A 16,120-nucleotide genomic window follows, 5' to 3' on the forward strand; every position below is an offset into this window, starting at 1 on the left:
TTTCCATAACAAGAATCCGAAAGGCGCCGGACAGGCTTCATTGTGAAGCCAGCCTCGTCGCTACGGGCAATAATTGTCTGGAAAGAAAAAAGTTCCGCGGTGAAGCAGATTTAACGCGTTTGTTATCCGAGCAACGTTAGCCCGCTGCTGAACGTCTGGCTGGCTCTTCAAATCCTGCAAGACGTTCAACCTGCTGAACGAGGCTGGTTGGCAGGCATGGCTTCTGACAGAACGCCGATTGCGGATAGACTTCCTCGAGGGCGCGTCCGTCGGCGTGGCCGGAATGGAATACGAAGGGAACATTGGTTTCCCGCAGCCGGTCCGCAACGGGGAAGACGTCACCATCCGTCAGGCGCACATCCAAAATCGCGCAGGTCGGAATATTCTCGTCGAGATAGGACAGGGCTTCTGCGGTGCTCGGAAACGGTCCTGCAACGGTCCAACCCTCATCTTCAAGGGTCATTTGAATATCCATCGCAACAAATATTTCGTCTTCTACCAGCAACACAGTCTTATGCGTCATGTCGAACCTTGGTCTGCATCGTCAGGGTGTGCGTCAAGCTCGCCCCATCGACATCTGTTGAAACCCTACCCCCAATTTGCTTGGCGGCACTGGTCAGAAGTACTGTTCCAAACCCAGCTACTCCCGGCTGCTCAACGGGCTCGGTGCCGGTTTCGTTCCAAACCAAATGAATTTGATCGCCAGTTTCTTCCCAGCGAATGCGCAAATGCCCGTCGGGTTTGCCCAGAACGCCGTGTTTCAGGGCATTCGTAGACCACTCGTGAAGAATGAGCGTCAGCGGCGTTATGTAGTTCGCTGCAATCGGCAGGTCGCCACCGTCGATGTCGATCGTCGCATGGCGACGGTAGGGCGTCAGAATGGTTTCGATCAGATCCTGAATGCCGACGGCTGCGGTACGCTTCTGGTTGGAGGCCAGAGAATGCGCGCTGCCCAGGGCCAATATGCGCCCCTCCACATCCTCCACCAGACCCTTGACCGTCTCGTGCTTGCGCGCCGCCATGCGCAGAATGCCACCAATCATCGCAAACAGGTTTTTGACGCGGTGGTTCATCTCGTTCAGCATCAAGTCACGTGCTTCGGCAAGCTCGTATTCCGCCGTCACATCGACGCTGACGCCAATCACCCGGCCCGGATCGCTGTCTGCCACATGCCGCGCGAATGTCTTCAGCCAGCGAGAGCGGCCATCATTGCCGACAATGCGGGAGGTCAGCTCGAAGCCTGTATGGTCGTGGATTGCTGTTTCCAGCGCATCACGCAGATGCGTGCGGTCCGTGTCGCTAAAGTTCTGCAGTACGGCCTGCAAGGCAGGCGTCCCGTCTCGGGTTTGCAGCAGCTCCATCGCCGCGCCGCCCAGAACGAATTCACTGCGGTCCGGCAGATATTCCCACACGCCGATGCCGGCAGCCTCGATGGCAAGCTCGTGCCGCTCCTGCTCGGCGGCAAGCTGGCTTTCCACGCTGATGGCGTGCGAAATGTCGGTCATGACGATGGTTGCGCCGCCCGTCGTTCCATTTGCCGTGCGGTAGGGCAGTATGCGCAGCGAGAACGTGCGTTCCTGTTCGCGGTCCATCACGGTCTGGTTATATTCGAGGCCATCCGCCATGACGCTGTGGACACGCGTGGCAAAGTCGAGCGCCGGAAAACGGCTTGCGACATCGGATAGTGGCCGACCTCTATCGGTCGGCTGCAACGGGAAGATCGCCGTCGCCGCCTTGGTATAGGACCGCAGCCGCATGTCATTATCCAGCACGATCACCGCCAGACTGGTCGAATCGAAAAAGTTGCGCAGATCGGTGTTGGCGACCGTTACTTCATCGACCTTGGTCTTCAGCTCGTCATTGACCGTCGTCAGTTCCTCATTGGTCGATTGAAGCTCCTCGTTCATCGACATCATTTCTTCGTTGGAGCTTTTCAGTTCCTCGTTGGCCGTCTCCAGCTCTTCGGTTGCAGAGCGTAGCCGATGCTTGGCTGATCGTAGCTCGCGCTCCAGCGCCTCGACATGGCCGTCGCCATGTTCGAGTTCAAGCACATCGGTGAGTTCCAGCGGCGTGAAGACGGGCGATTCCTGAAACACCACCAAGTAGCTGTTGTCATCCAAGGGGTCGCATATGATCTCTGTCTTCAGCGAGCCGAAGTCGGTCACGACATCGACATTGCGGGCAATGACGCGTTTCTTTGCGGTGCGCGCTTGCCGAACCAGCGCACCCAGTTGTTCTTTCACACCTGGGCGGGCCAGCGTTGCCGCACTCGTTTCGCTGGTCGCGGACACCGGGAATTCGAAGTAGCGGCTCAGGCGGCCATAGGCGGCAACGATCTGCCCGTCATTGTCCAGCACTACGCTTGCCGGAATGTAGCGCTCCATCAGCCGGTTGACAGCCTGCTCATCGATGGATTCGGTCACCTTCTGGACTTCGGCCCGGGAAACAGCAGGACGTCGTTCGCGGCGTTCGCCCGGAAGCGGGATGGGATAGGTGGGTGACCCGGGAAGGCGCTCGAACAACCGTGCCTTCTGATCGACCACGGAAAAGACGCTGTCGAACCGGCCAACCGTTTCGGAGGATCCCAGAAACAGAAAACCACCCGGCCGTATCGCGTAGTGCAGAAGCGGCATGACCTTCTTTTGCAGCTTCTCATCGAAATAGATCAGCAGATTTCGGCATGAAACGAGGTCCACCTTGGAAAAGGGCGGGTCCTTGATCAGGCTGTGACCCGAAAAGCGGATCATGTCCCTGATCTGGCCGATAAAATTGAACCGATCCTTGTGCGGAATGACGTAATGTTCCTGCAATTCATGCGGAATATCGGCGAGAGACGCGTTGGGATAAGAGCCCTCACGGGCGATCTTCAACATGCTTTCATCGATGTCGGTCGCAAATATCTGAACATTGCAGGGCAGTTCGAGCTTGCGCGCAGCTTCTGCAAACAGCACCGCTATCGTGTAGGCTTCCTCACCGCTGGAACAGCCGGGCACCCAAACGCGAACACCGTCTTCACTGCCTGCCGCGTCGCGCATCAGATTCGTGATAGCAAGTTCGTTCAGGACGTCGAACGACTGACGGTCACGGAAAAACCGGGTGACATTGATCAGCAGGTCCCGAAATAGCGCGTCGCACTCATTTGTGTCGGTCTGCACCCGGGTCAGATAGTCTGAGCCCTTGCTAATGCCCAGAACATGCATGCGTCGTTCGACACGCCGAACGAATGTCGTCTGCTTGTAGCCCGCGAAATCGTGGCCGACGGTGGTACGCAGCGCGACGCAGAGGTCGTCAACGATGTCAGCGACTCGGGAGGCTTCTCTCTTGTCGGCACCCTGGCTCTTGCGAAAAAAGAAGCCGCCGATGCAGGACAAGATTTGCTGAGGCGGCACCACGAAGTCGACAAGGCCGGTGCCGGTGGCAGAAACGGGCATGCCGTCATATTTCGCCGTTGACGGCTCCTGCACGACGCATAGACCGCCATTTTCCTTGATGGCGCGAAGACCGGTCGAACCATCTGCGCCCGTGCCGGACAGAATGACGCAGGCGGCGTTCGATTGCTGGTCATTGGCCAGCGAAATGAAGAAATCGTCGATCGGGCGACGCAGACCGCGCGGCTGGGCGAAATCGTTGAGAACGAGCCGTCCCTGCTCGATGCTCAGCCCTTTGCCCGGAGGGATGATGAAGACCGTATCCGCCTCGATTTCTTCGCCGCCCTCGCATTGGAGGACGCTAAGGCCCGTATGTCTGTCCAACAGTTCCGCCAGCATGCTTTCATGATGCGGATCTAGATGCTGTACGACGACAAAGGCGAGACCCGTTGGCACTTCGGCGGCACTCAGCATTTCGCGCAGAGCTTCCAGACCACCTGCAGATGAACCGACGCCGACAACAGGCACGGATGGAAGATTATACTCGTGAGACAAACAGGGGTCCTTGAAATTTCGAATGCTGAAACGATCAATAGGGGGCGTTTTGTTCCAGTTCCGCCAAAGTTAGTTTTGCCTGGGCAATGGTGGTCGTCGAATTCGCAATCGTTGCAAGCGTACCCTCGATCATGATGTTGTGGTCATCAAGCAGTGGCTTGATTTTCGTCAGAGTGTCATTCAGTTCCTGATCGTAGGTCTCCAGAAGGTGCGCGTGGGCGCGACTTACATCGAATTGCGAGGCCAATATATAGCGCACCTGTCCCGACGTCGCTTTTAACTTTGACATGAACAGCAGATTGACGAAGGCACTGCTATCCTTGCGAAAATTGACGATTGTCGTGCGCACCGTGCCCGGGCCGTCCGGCTGTAGAAAGTCATGGATTTTGGCGCGTGCCTCGGCATTTTCGGCATGAACACCCTTCAGGCTGGTCTGCAACATTCGGCAATTTTTACCCAGCACATCCTCGCTGTCGTAACCCGTAAGTGCGCAGAACTTGTCATTCACCAGCGCCAGATGGTTGTCGTCATCCGCATGGGACAGCGCAAGCGCGACAGATGATTTCTGGAAGAACTCCTGAAGCGGGCTGTCTATTTCAAGCTGTGGCATGTCGCTCTTCATTCAAAAAGTGGGACCCGGTTTTTATGATAACATGCTGTTTTAATAAAGGCTCTGCCAACGAAAACAAGTTGGAGCTTTGCCGGAAAAAAGCCGACCGCTAAAATTGGCCCTGTAGGACGTAACACATTACACACTTTATCCCGGTAGAATGCCCACGGTTTCATCTGTGGCGTGTCGCACGTGCAGACCATTGAGGGGCTTTCAGGAATGGCGGACAGGGCAGAATTCGTGATGTGCAAGCTGACCGCGTTCTTTGCGGACCGGCAGGGTGCGACGGCAATCGAATATGGCCTAGTCATCGCCCTTATCTCCAGCGCCCTGATTCTCGGCTTGGAAGGCATTCGCGACCATCTCATCGCCGTGTTGCGAATATTGTCCGACACCTTTGCCAACGCCATCAGTTGACGGTGTTGCTTACTCGTTGTCGCGTCGCGGCAGCTTGATCTCCGCAGTTTTCAAAGCATCGGCAAGCCGAACCTTGGCGGAGCCCGGTTTCAAAGGCTTCTGCTGGTTCTCATGCGGGGCCCATCCAGACACATAGATGATCGAGAATGTCGCGCGAATGCGGCCATCGGCATCTGAATATTTCTCGGCATAGATTTCCGCTGCTCGCATGATGAATCGCCGCGTCAGTGGTCTTTTGCTGCGGCCCGCCAACGGATTTGCCATTCCCATGGCCCTGAGATCGCGCATCAGCGGCAAAATGGAGTCGTAGCGGACGGTGTAGGTTTCAGCGTCGGTTACCGGAAGCGCAAAACCGGCACGCTGCAACAGCGCGCCCACATCTCGCACGTCGGCAAAGGGGATGACGCGTGGGCTTGCGCCGCCGGTCAGTTCGGCCTCCGTCGTCAGCAGCACGTCGCGCAGTTCCTGCAAGGTGCCGCTGCCGGGAATGGCGGCGAGAAACAGTCCGTCCGGTTTCAGCGCGCGGCGGATTTGGATCAGCGTGCCGGGCGTATCATTGGTGAGATGCAGGCTCAGCGGCGAGACAATGAGGTTGGCGGATGCGGGCTGCAGCGGGACTTGCTCGATGGGTGCTACCGTCAGCGATGTATGCTCTGCGGCAAACGCAGCATCTGTTTCGACGCGCGTGATGTGGCCGACCTTGCCGGTCTCCATGATGCGCCGTGCGGTGACACCGGTCGCGCCATGCAGTTCGACGGCTTCGTCGAAATGGCGCTCCACGATGCCGATGCGCTCGGCTATTTCGTCTGCGGCGATGTCGAGCAGAAACAGGGCCTTGTCGTCCCCGATGTGCCATGCGCGTCTGCGGTTTTTTTCCACCAGCGCCGGGTCGAAAACTATGTCCATGCGGTGATCCATCTCAAATTTTAGTGTCGCAAAGGCACCCGTTCGCGCCTATTGTCAACCTCATGGGCGAATGGGAAGAACGGATTTCCAGCAACGGTGGTTTGCGTCTGCTGCGCGGCTTTCTGCGCAGCCTGAGCGAGTTCGTCTATCCGCCATCCTGCCTCGGTTGCGGCTGCAAGACGCAAAACGACGGTGCCTTTTGCGCGGCGTGCTGGGCGGGTGTGCAGTTCATCGAGCGGCCCTATTGCGAAGTGCTGGGCATTCCGTTCAGCCATGATCACGGTCGCGGCATCGTCTGCGCCGAGGCGATCGCCGCGCCTCCACCTTTCGAGCGTTTGCGGGCTGCCACCGTGCACGATGGACCGGCCCGCAAGCTCGTCCACCAGCTCAAATATCTCGACCGCACCGATCTCGCATTGTTGATGGCGACATGGATGCTGCGCGCCAGCGATGGCATGGTTGCGGCATGCGACTGCATCGTGCCGGTTCCCTTGCACCGGCGGCGGTTTCTGGCACGCCGTTTCAATCAATCGGCGGAGCTTGCCCGTCATCTGGCCGCCCTCTCGGGCAAGTCCTTGCTTGCGTCATCGCTCATCCGCGTCAAGCCGACCAGCCGGCAGGTCGGGCTTTCGGCGCGGGCCCGCAAGCTCAATGTGCGCGGGGCATTTGCCATTGCGCCGGGCCGTGAGGCCGACATTTCCGGCAAGCGGGTGGTCCTCGTCGATGATGTCTATACCACCGGGGCAACGGTTGCGGCTGCGGCCCGCAGGCTCAAGAAGGCCGGTGCCGCAGATGTCACTGTTTTGACCTTTGCAATGGCGATTTCCGGGCCTATATGACAGGTCAGAGATAGGTCTGGCTGACACTGCGAGGGTTCGAAGAAATGGCATCCGTTACGATTTACACGCGCGATTTTTGTGGTTTCTGTGCCCGCGCCAAGTCTCTTTTGGAAAGCAAGGGCGTCGCGTTCACCGAGTACAACGCCACCACAAATCCCGATTACCGTCAGGAAATGATGGACAAATCCGGCCGCAACACGTTTCCGCAAATCTTCATTGGCGACAAGCATGTCGGCGGTTGTGACGATCTGCACGCGCTGGACCGCGATGGCAAGCTGGACGCGCTGCTGGCAGCCTGAGATCGACGAGAAGACGACGAAATGGGGAACGAAAAAATGAGCTTCAAGGCCGCTGCCATCCAGATGTGCTCGGGCGTTGACCCGAGAACGAACGCCACAACAATGGAGCGGCTCGTTCGCGAGGCGGCAGGGCAGGGCGCCGTCTACGTGCAGACGCCGGAGATGACTGGCGCGATCCAGAAGGATCGGGATGCCCTGCGTGCGTCGCTGAAAGACGAGAAGGGCGACATCGTTGTTCTGACGGCCGCCAAGCTTGCGCGCGAACTCGGCATCTATGTCCATGTCGGCTCCACCGCCATCGCCCGTCCAGACGGCAAGATCGCCAATCGCGGCTTTCTGTTTGCGCCTGATGGAGAGCGCATCTGCACCTATGACAAGATCCACATGTTCGATGTCGATCTCGACAATGGCGAAAGCTGGCGGGAAAGCTCGGCCTATGAGCCCGGCAAAGATGCACGCATCGCGGAACTGCCGCTTGCCACATTCGGCTTTGCTATCTGCTACGATGTCCGTTTTCCGGCGCTGTTCCGCACAGAAGCTGTCGCTGGCGCACAGGTTCTGACCGTTCCCGCCGCCTTTACTCGTCAGACGGGCGAGGCGCATTGGGAAATTCTCCTGCGTGCCCGCGCCATCGAAAACGGTGCCTTCCTCATCGCCGCAGCACAGGGTGGCACGCATGAAGATGGTCGCGAAACATTTGGCCATTCCATGATCGTCGATCCCTGGGGCAAGGTTCTCGCCGTCGCCGGTGGCAGCGGTGAGGAGATCATCTATGCGGATATCGATCCCTCAGCTGTGCCCGCCGCACGGGCAAAAATCCCCAACCTGAAAAATGCGCGTGATTTCACGCTCGATAGGGTTGGCAGCACCTCGGCTGCCATGGGCGCCGCCCAGTGATCCGCTACTCGCTCCATTGCGAAAAAGCCCATGAGTTCGAGGGCTGGTTTTCCAGTAGCGCCGATTATGACAATCAGCGCGCACGCGGTCTCGTGACGTGCCCGGTCTGCAATTCCGCGGATGTCACCAAGATGCTGATGGCACCGTCGGTCTCGACCGCGCGCGAGAAGGAGGCCACACGAACGCTGGCACTCGATGCGGCGCAAGCCCAGGCCTTCGCCAAGATCAAGGAAACCTTGGCAACGATCCGTGCGAACACCGATGATGTCGGTGAAAAGTTTCCCGAGGAAGCTCGCAAGATCCATTACGGCGAGGCCGAAGCCCGTGGCATTATCGGGCAGGCCTCTCCGCAGGAAGCAAAAGCTTTGATCGAGGAGGGGATCGCGGTCGCGCCGCTTCCCGTCCTGCCTGACGACGTTAATTAAGACGGACGTTTTGCCAACACCATGTAATTGACTTCCATGTCCGATGACAGGTTCCAGCGGTCCTGCAACATGTTGTAGAAGACGCCTGTGCGGTGGATGATGCTCATGCCATCGGCAAGGATCGGCTTTTCCAGTTCGTCCGGGCGTACCAGTTTTTCATATTGGTGCGTGCCGCGTGGCAGCCAGCGCAACACATTTTCAGCAGCGAAAATCGCCAGCGCACGGGCCTTCAGCGTCCGATTGATCGTAGCTGCGAACATCAGCCCGCCGGGACGTACCATCTTTGCGCAGGTGGTGACGAACAGATCGACATCGGCCACATGCTCCACCACTTCCATGTTGAGAACGATGTCGAATGTCTCACCTGCCGCCAGCAACTGTTCGGCGGTCACGGCGCGGTAATCCACGGAAACATTGTTTTTCCGGGCGTGGGTGGATGCGATGCCGATGTTCTTTTCGGAGGGATCGGCCCCCACCACATCAGCGCCCATGCGCGCCATCGGCTCGGATAGCAGGCCGCCACCGCAACCGATATCGAGAACGCGCAAGCCCTCCAGAGGGCGGTGCGCCTTGGGGTCGCGACCAAAATTCTCGCAGGCGCGGTTGCGGATATATTCCAGGCGGACGGGATTGAACTTGTGCAGTGGCCGAAACTTGCCGGTCGGGCTCCACCACTCGGCAGCCATGGCGGAGAAACGGTCTACCTCGCTCTGGTCGACGGTCGTTTTCGTGGCTTCGCTCATGGTGCTTCTCCATCCTGTGTACACTCCTGAAGTCGGATGATTGCCCCATGAAGTCAAGGGGCGGTGCGTAAAGTCACGGCTGGGCCTGCCGCAATCGATTGCCGCAAGGAACTGAAATCGGGGGATTTTCGTTTCATGCTGCGTTCATCATCAGGCGCGTATCTCTAAAAATGTTCAATGCCGATTTCGGCGGCCAAGCCTTTGCTTGAGGGAGAATAAAAGTGAAGAAGAAACTGTTTGGTGCCCTTGCGCTTCTTGCGCTGGTAACCGCCCCGGCGCTGGCGCAAGCGGCGACGCAGGGCTTTTCCACGGCCAACGTCAACATGCGGTCCGGACCCAGCACGGCCTATCCTGCCGTGGTCGTCATTCCCAATGGAGCGCCGCTGACCATTCACGGCTGCCTGTCGGATACGCCGTGGTGCGATGTGTCGTTCAGCTATGGTCGTGGCTGGGTTGCCGGCCGTTACGTTCAGGCCATCTATCGCCAGAACCGCGTCTATGTAGAGCCGCGCTATTATCGTGATCTCGGCGTGCCGATCATTACCTTCGAAGCCGGACGCTATTGGGACCAGAACTACCGCGACCGCGATTTCTACCGCGAGCGTGACCGCTGGCGCCGTCCATCCGGCGGTTACTGGAACGCACCGCCACCACGCGGTGATTTCAACCGCCCGCGTCCGCGTGACGACTGGCGCGACGACCGCGGTCGTGATGACCGCCGTGACCGGGGTCCGAACGATGGTCGCTGGGACCAGCGCCACGGCGACTGGAACCAGAACGACCGTCAGCGTCCGCCGATGCGGGATCGTGATGGCGACCGCAACGAACGCCCTCGCTGGGATAACGACAATCGTGGCCGCGATGGTAACAGAGACCGGGACGTGAACCGCGACGAAAATCGTGATCGCAACCGCGACTGGAGCCAGAACCAGAACGACCGTCGCCAGAACGATGAGGGTCGCCGCGGTCCCGATGGAAATCGTCCGCCACCGCCTCCTCAGCAGGGTCAGGAATTCGGCTGCATCATCGGCACGCCAGGCTGCCCAACCCGTTAATTGGGTTTCGATAACAGACAAAAAAACCGGCGGAAATTCCCGCCGGTTTTTTTATTATCGATCCTGCTTCTTCGGCCCGCGCTTTTCGAAAGGCTTGTCTTTCTTGCCTTCGAATTTCGAAGGCTTGCCGCCACTAGAATGGTCACCCGCAGGCTTGGCCTTCTTCTTCCAAGGCTTGTCGTCGCCCGGGCGTGCGCTCGCCTGGTCGGATTTCACGTATTTCTTCTGGGCTCTCGGCGGGCGCGTATCTTCGCGGGCACCGCCCGTCATTTCGGGTTTGCCGTCCATGGCTTTCACGCGGATGCCCTTTTCAAGCATCATGTCCTTGCCAAGTGCGGAGGTGAAACGGTCTACCGCATCGGCGGCCAGTTCCACATAGGTTTCCGTCTGCTGCATACGGATCGCGCCGATATCTTGACGCGTCAGCTTGCCGAAGCGGCACAGCATAGGGATCAGCCAGCGTGGCTCTGCATTCTGCTTGCGACCGACGGAGAGCGTGAACCAGCCGCTATCGGAAAAGTCGGAGCGATCCCGGCGTGGCTCGTTGTTTTCAACGGTCTCGAAACCGTCGCGACGTGGCTTGCGGGCGCCATCAATCGAAACCTCGGCAATGTCTTCCGGTGCGGAACGACCCGAATGATAGAGACGCACGAAAGCAGCAGCGACCTTTTCGGCGCCGTGCTGTTCCAAAAGTTTGGCGACGAAATCGCGCTCGTCATCATTGACGTTTTCCGTCAACGAAGCATCCGCCAGCAAACGTTCGCCGTCGCGCTGGGTGATTTCCTCGGCAGATGGTGGGCGAACCCAGGCTGGGCTGACCTTGGCACCTTCGAGCAGGCGTTCGGCCTTGCGGCGCTGGCTCATCGGCACAATAATCGCGCTGATGCCCTTCTGTCCGGCACGTCCCGTACGGCCGGAACGGTGCAGAAGCGTGTCGGAATTGGTCGGCAGATCGGCGTGGATGACGAGTTCGAGACCCGGCAAGTCGATACCGCGTGCGGCAACGTCGGTTGCCACGCAAACGCGGGCACGACCGTCACGCATGGCCTGCAAAGCGTGTGTGCGCTCGTTCTGGCTCAATTCGCCCGAGAGAGCCACGACGGAAAAACCGCGATTGTTCAGGCGCGCGGTCAGATGGTTGACGGCGGCGCGGGTGGAGCAGAACACGATGGCATTGCGGGCTTCATAAAAGCGCAGCGCATTGATGATGGCGTTTTCGCGGTCGGAAGGCGAAACCACCATGGCGCGGTATTCAATATCGACGTGCTGCTTCTGCTCGGATGTCGTTGCAACGCGCACGGCATTCTTCTGGTAGCTCTCGGCAAGCTTGGCGATGCTGCGCGAAACGGTTGCCGAAAACATCAGCGTGCGGCGCTCGGCAGGTGATTCCTCGAGAATGAATTCCAGATCTTCGCGGAAACCGAGGTCGAGCATTTCGTCGGCCTCATCCAGCACCACGGCGCGGATGGACGAAAGGTCCAGCGCCTTGCGCTTGATGTGGTCGCACAGACGGCCTGGTGTGCCGACGATGATATGGGCACCGCGCTCTAGCGCACGACGCTCGGCTCTGATGTCCATGCCGCCAACGCAGGACGCAATGGAAACGCCGGTAAATTCGTAGAGCCATTCCAGCTCGCGCATCACCTGCATGGCAAGTTCGCGGGTCGGGGCAATGGCGATGCCCAGTGGCGCGCCGGCCTGGCCGAAGCGGCCATTCTTCTGCAACAGCGTCGGTGCAATGGCCATGCCGAAGGCAACGGTCTTGCCAGAGCCCGTCTGGGCGGAAACCAACGCGTCCTGTCCATCCAGTTCAGGCGCAAGCATGGCCTTCTGAACGGGGGTCAAATCATTATAGCCGCGTTTTTCCAACGCCTGTGCAATCGCCGGGGCGATACCCTGGGTTTCTGTCATCTACCGTCTTTCGGATATTGGGCTGCCTGCATCCGCTCGAAACCATTAGATCATAAGGGTCATAAAGCAGCCGATACCGGCCATTTCGGCCATTCAGCCAGTTGAATTGACGCGCTCATACTGTGAATGCGCGCGTTTGTACAGACCAAAGCGGTACGCTCGTCACCCGCATTCGCTGCTGGTCAGGCCCGTCACGCCGAAAAAGGCGTACCGCATGGTTCATAAACGGCATTGCGTGGACCATGCCTTTTCGCTATGAGACCCGCAACTTGAGGCCCTTTTTTGAGAAGGTGCCGGCTGGGTTGTGCTCTTGTCCGCCATGTTGGGCGGCAAAATGGGATGGTACTGGTCAACTATGGCTCGCATTGTCATGAAATTCGGCGGCACGTCCGTCGCAAATCTCGAACGCATTCATAATGTCGCACGGCATGTGAAACGGGAAGTGGATGCTGGCCATGAAGTGGCCGTTGTCGTCTCGGCCATGTCCGGCAAAACCAACGAGCTGGTGGAATGGGTTCAGAACACGCCGAAAGTGGCCGGTGCCGCAGGTTCCGCGTCCTTTTACGATGCGCGCGAATATGATGCCATCGTTGCCTCCGGCGAACAGGTGACATCTGGTCTTCTGGCCATCGCCTTGCAGTCGATGGGCGTCAATGCCCGTTCCTGGCAGGGCTGGCAGATTCCGATCCGTACCGACAACGCCCATGGCGCGGCCCGCATTCTGGATATCGATGGTTCCGACATCGTTCGTCGCATGGGCGAAGGTCAGGTCGCCGTCGTTGCCGGTTTCCAGGGCCTCGGCCCAGATAACCGCATCGCCACGCTCGGTCGTGGTGGTTCCGATACGTCTGCCGTTGCCATCGCCGCTGCCGTCAAGGCAGACCGTTGCGATATCTACACGGACGTTGATGGCGTCTACACCACCGATCCGCGCATCGTGCCCAAGGCGCGTCGCCTGAAGAAGGTCGCTTTCGAGGAAATGCTCGAAATGGCATCCTTGGGCGCAAAGGTCTTGCAGGTTCGCTCGGTGGAGCTTGCCATGGTGCACAAGGTTCGGACCTTCGTGCGCTCCAGTTTCGAGGATCCCGATGCGCCGGGCATGGGTGACCTTATCAATCCGCCCGGTACTTTGATTTGTGACGAGGAAGAAATCGTGGAACAGGAAGTCGTAACCGGCATCGCCTATGCCAAGGATGAAGCACAAATCTCGCTGCGCCGCCTGTCGGACCGGCCGGGTGTGTCCGCCGCCATTTTCGGCCCGCTGGCCGAATCCCACATCAATGTGGACATGATCGTGCAGAACATCTCGGAAGATGGTTCGCGCACCGACATGACGTTTACGGTTCCATCAGGTGATATGCCGAAGGCCATCAAGGTTCTGGAAGACAACAAGGCGCAGATCGGCTTTGATGTCGTGCAGAACGAGACCGGCCTTGCCAAGGTATCGGTCATCGGCATCGGCATGCGCAGCCACGCAGGCGTTGCTGCCAGCGCGTTCAAGGCTTTGGCCGAGAAGAATATCAACATCAAGGCCATCACGACGTCGGAAATCAAGATTTCTATCCTTATTGATGGCGCCTACGCGGAACTTGCAGTTCGTACTTTGCATTCTGCTTACGGTCTGGATAAGAGTTGATTCTGTAACGTCGATACACGTCATCCGATTCTTTGAGGTGGCGTGTCAGATGTTGGATCGACTGTGCATCCCTGCCTTGCGGCTTGCTGTGCAGGCGGTATAGATTTTGATTGATTGCCATGCGGATCATCTCGGTCCGTATGTGAAGACATCAGGGAGCACACGCGATGAGAGACCTTTCCGCAGGTCCACGCGTCCTCCTCAAGCGGCTTCGCGAAATGATGGCGGAGCATCTTGAGCCGCAGGAGCGTCTCGACCAGATTGTTCGGCAGATTGCCAGCAACATGGTCGCTGAAGTGTGTTCCGTCTACGTGCTGCGGTCCGACAGCGTTCTGGAGCTTTACGCCACCGAAGGACTCAATAAAGACGCAGTCCATCTGGCCCAGCTGAAAATGGGGCAAGGTCTTGTCGGCACCATCGCCGCATCCGCCCAGCCGCTCAATCTTTCCGATGCGCAGGCCCACCCGGCTTTCCGCTATCTCCCTGAAACGGGAGAGGAAATTTATCATTCCTTCCTCGGTGTGCCGATTTTGAGATCCGGTCGCACTCTTGGCGTTCTTGTCGTTCAGAACAAGACCAGCCGAACATACCGGGAGGATGAAGTTGAAGCGCTTGAGACAACTGCGATGCTTATCGCGGAGATCGTGGCGAGCGGTGAATTGAAGAAAATCACACGCCCCGGCGTGGAGTTGGACCTGACCCGGGCCGTCTCCATCGATGGCGATGCCTATGGCGAAGGCATCGGCCTTGGCCATGTCGTTCTGCATGATCCGCGAATCGTCGTCACCAATCTCCTCAACGAAGACGCCGACATGGAAATCCGCCGCCTGGCGGAGGCCATCGGTTCGTTGCGCCTGTCCATCGATGACATGCTCCAGCGCCGCGACGTGGCGACGGAAGGCGAGCACCGCGAAGTCTTGGAAACCTACCGCATGTTCGCCCATGACCAGGGCTGGGTGCGCCGTATGGAAGAGGCTATCCGCAACGGCCTCACCGCGGAAGCAGCGGTTGAAAAGGTTCAAAGCGACACCAAGGCGCGCATGATGCGCCTGACAGATCCCTATCTGCGAGAGCGGATGCATGATTTCGACGATCTGGCCAACCGCCTTCTGCGGCAACTGATCGGCTATGGCGGTCGCGGCCCTGAGGAAGATTTCCCGGCGGACGCCATCGTTCTTGCTCGTGCCATGGGTGCTGCCGAGCTTTTGGATTACCCGCGTGAAAAGCTGCGCGGTCTGGTGCTGGAAGATGGAGCGGTCACCAGCCACGTCGTCATCGTTGCACGTGCCATGGGCATTCCCATCATCGGTCAGGCCGCAGGCATCGTGGCGCTGGCTGAAAACAATGACGCCATCATCATCGATGGAGACGACGGGCAGGTGCATTTGCGCCCCGTTGTCGATCTTCAGCGGGCCTACGAGGAAAAAGTCCGTCTTCGCGCCAAGCGTCAGGAACAGTTCCGGGCGCTACGCGATGTCGAACCCGTCACCAAGGACGGCCAGCGGGTCAATCTCAAGATGAATGCGGGCCTTTTGGTCGATCTGCCGCAGTTGGACGAATCCGGTGCCGATGGCATCGGCCTGTTCCGCACCGAGCTACAGTTTATGATCGCCTCCAATATGCCTAAGGGCGAGGAGCAGGAAGCCTTTTATCGCAGCGTGTTGCGCAACGCCAAAGGCAAGCCGGTCACCTTCCGCACGCTCGATATCGGCGGTGACAAGGTCGTGTCTTATATGCGCGGTCAGGAAGAGGAAAACCCGGCTCTCGGCTGGCGCGCCATCCGCTTGTCGCTCGACCGTCCGGGCTTAATGCGCACACAGCTGCGCGCTCTCCTGCGCGCTGCGTCGGGTGCCGAACTGCGCATCATGCTGCCGATGATCACCGAGGTCGCGGAAATCCGTGTTGCGCGGGAGTTGCTGCAAAAGGAAGTGCAGCATCTGTCGAAATTCGGCCATTCCCTGCCGCGCAAGCTGCAATTCGGCGCGATGCTCGAAGTGCCATCCTTGATGTGGCAGCTGGACGAATTGATGGCCGAAGTCGATTTCGTGTCGGTTGGCTCGAACGATCTGTTCCAGTTCACCATGGCGGTGGATCGCGGCAATGCCCGCGTGTCGGATCGTTTCGACAATCTCGGCAAGCCCTTCCTGCGTATCCTGCGTGACATCGTCCGCGCCGGTACCCGCAACAACACGCAAGTCACGCTGTGCGGGGAGATGGCCAGCAAGCCGCTTTCGGCCATGGCACTGATCGGCCTTGGCTTCCGCTCCATTTCCATGTCCCCCACTGCCATCGGGCCGGTCAAAGCCATGCTGCTGGGGCTGGATGCGGCAGCCCTGTCGGAGGAGCTGGAAGCAGCGCTGGATGACAACAAGTCGGTGGAAAGCATGCGTCAGGTGCTTTTGCGCTTTGCAGCGACCCATTCCATCCCTATTTGAAAGCCAAGAAAAATTGGAGTGCGT

At 58.7% G+C, this 16,120-nt stretch carries 14 protein-coding genes; 8 read left to right on the plus strand and 6 right to left on the minus strand.

Annotated features, from left to right (window positions below; translation table 11 throughout):
- Positions 1 to 136 precede the first annotated feature (136 nt).
- The 3 genes from QRN55_RS01025 to QRN55_RS01035 are packed head-to-tail and all read right to left on the minus strand — an operon-like array spanning position 137 to position 4,533.
- On the minus strand, positions 137 to 523 hold the full coding sequence (locus tag QRN55_RS01025; protein WP_111841827.1) for a response regulator: 387 nt from the start codon (positions 521 to 523) through the stop codon (positions 137 to 139).
- Entirely contained in the window at positions 513 to 3,923 is a 3,411-nt protein-coding gene (locus QRN55_RS01030; protein WP_284774088.1) for a chemotaxis protein CheB, read from the minus strand. Before QRN55_RS01030 ends, QRN55_RS01025 begins: the two co-directional genes overlap by 11 nt.
- A gap of 34 nt (positions 3,924 to 3,957) precedes the next feature.
- On the minus strand, positions 3,958 to 4,533 hold the full coding sequence (locus QRN55_RS01035; RefSeq protein ID WP_284774090.1) for a PAS domain-containing protein: 576 nt from the start codon (positions 4,531 to 4,533) through the stop codon (positions 3,958 to 3,960).
- A gap of 219 nt (positions 4,534 to 4,752) precedes the next feature.
- Here QRN55_RS01035 and QRN55_RS01040 point away from each other — a divergent pair, with 219 nt between their 5' ends.
- Positions 4,753 to 4,950, plus strand: a complete 198-nt coding sequence (locus QRN55_RS01040) for a Flp family type IVb pilin (RefSeq protein ID WP_284774091.1) — start codon at positions 4,753 to 4,755, stop codon at positions 4,948 to 4,950.
- Between the two features lie 9 nt (positions 4,951 to 4,959).
- Here the strand turns inward: QRN55_RS01040 and QRN55_RS01045 are convergent, their stop codons facing one another.
- Positions 4,960 to 5,856 (minus strand): methyltransferase domain-containing protein, encoded by an 897-nt coding sequence (locus tag QRN55_RS01045; RefSeq protein WP_233123973.1) that lies wholly within the window; start codon positions 5,854 to 5,856, stop codon positions 4,960 to 4,962.
- Between the two features lie 62 nt (positions 5,857 to 5,918).
- Between QRN55_RS01045 and QRN55_RS01050 the strand changes: the two genes are divergently transcribed.
- From QRN55_RS01050 to QRN55_RS01065, 4 genes are read left to right on the plus strand one after another with little or no spacing between them, the layout of a single operon-like run.
- Positions 5,919 to 6,695: a ComF family protein gene (locus QRN55_RS01050; protein WP_284774094.1), complete on the plus strand. Its 777-nt coding sequence runs from the start codon at positions 5,919 to 5,921 to the stop codon at positions 6,693 to 6,695.
- Positions 6,696 to 6,739: 44 nt separating this feature from the next.
- Positions 6,740 to 6,994 (plus strand): glutaredoxin 3, encoded by a 255-nt coding sequence (gene grxC, locus QRN55_RS01055; protein WP_233123970.1) that lies wholly within the window; start codon positions 6,740 to 6,742, stop codon positions 6,992 to 6,994.
- Between the two features lie 36 nt (positions 6,995 to 7,030).
- Positions 7,031 to 7,891 carry a carbon-nitrogen hydrolase family protein gene (locus tag QRN55_RS01060; RefSeq protein ID WP_284774728.1) on the plus strand — a complete coding sequence of 287 codons (861 nt, stop codon included), beginning with the start codon at positions 7,031 to 7,033 and terminating at the stop codon, positions 7,889 to 7,891.
- Complete coding sequence (locus tag QRN55_RS01065) at positions 7,888 to 8,316, plus strand: DUF1178 family protein (RefSeq protein WP_112501748.1); 429 nt, start codon at positions 7,888 to 7,890, stop codon at positions 8,314 to 8,316. Before QRN55_RS01060 ends, QRN55_RS01065 begins: the two co-directional genes overlap by 4 nt.
- On the opposite strand, the gene ubiG is transcribed toward QRN55_RS01065, so the two are convergent.
- Positions 8,313 to 9,059 (minus strand): bifunctional 2-polyprenyl-6-hydroxyphenol methylase/3-demethylubiquinol 3-O-methyltransferase UbiG, encoded by a 747-nt coding sequence (gene ubiG, locus QRN55_RS01070; RefSeq protein ID WP_112501749.1) that lies wholly within the window; start codon positions 9,057 to 9,059, stop codon positions 8,313 to 8,315. The two genes, QRN55_RS01065 and ubiG, sit on opposite strands and share 4 nt — an antisense overlap.
- A gap of 221 nt (positions 9,060 to 9,280) precedes the next feature.
- Here ubiG and QRN55_RS01075 point away from each other — a divergent pair, with 221 nt between their 5' ends.
- On the plus strand, positions 9,281 to 10,114 hold the full coding sequence (locus QRN55_RS01075; RefSeq protein WP_284774097.1) for an SH3 domain-containing protein: 834 nt from the start codon (positions 9,281 to 9,283) through the stop codon (positions 10,112 to 10,114).
- 54 nt (positions 10,115 to 10,168) lie between these two features.
- Here QRN55_RS01075 and QRN55_RS01080 read toward each other — a convergent pair whose 3' ends face one another.
- Positions 10,169 to 12,025, minus strand: a complete 1,857-nt coding sequence (locus tag QRN55_RS01080; protein ID WP_284774099.1) for a DEAD/DEAH box helicase — start codon at positions 12,023 to 12,025, stop codon at positions 10,169 to 10,171.
- A gap of 355 nt (positions 12,026 to 12,380) precedes the next feature.
- On the opposite strand from QRN55_RS01080, the gene QRN55_RS01085 reads away from it, so the two are divergent.
- Complete coding sequence (locus QRN55_RS01085) at positions 12,381 to 13,661, plus strand: aspartate kinase (RefSeq protein ID WP_284774101.1); 1,281 nt, start codon at positions 12,381 to 12,383, stop codon at positions 13,659 to 13,661.
- Positions 13,662 to 13,828: 167 nt separating this feature from the next.
- Complete coding sequence (ptsP, locus tag QRN55_RS01090) at positions 13,829 to 16,096, plus strand: phosphoenolpyruvate--protein phosphotransferase (RefSeq protein ID WP_284774102.1); 2,268 nt, start codon at positions 13,829 to 13,831, stop codon at positions 16,094 to 16,096.
- The last annotated feature ends 24 nt before the right edge of the window (positions 16,097 to 16,120 follow it).

Origin of the sequence: Agrobacterium sp. lyk4-40-TYG-31 (assembly GCF_030209855.1) — a bacterium.
Classification (GTDB): Bacteria; Pseudomonadota; Alphaproteobacteria; order Rhizobiales; family Rhizobiaceae; genus Agrobacterium; species Agrobacterium vaccinii.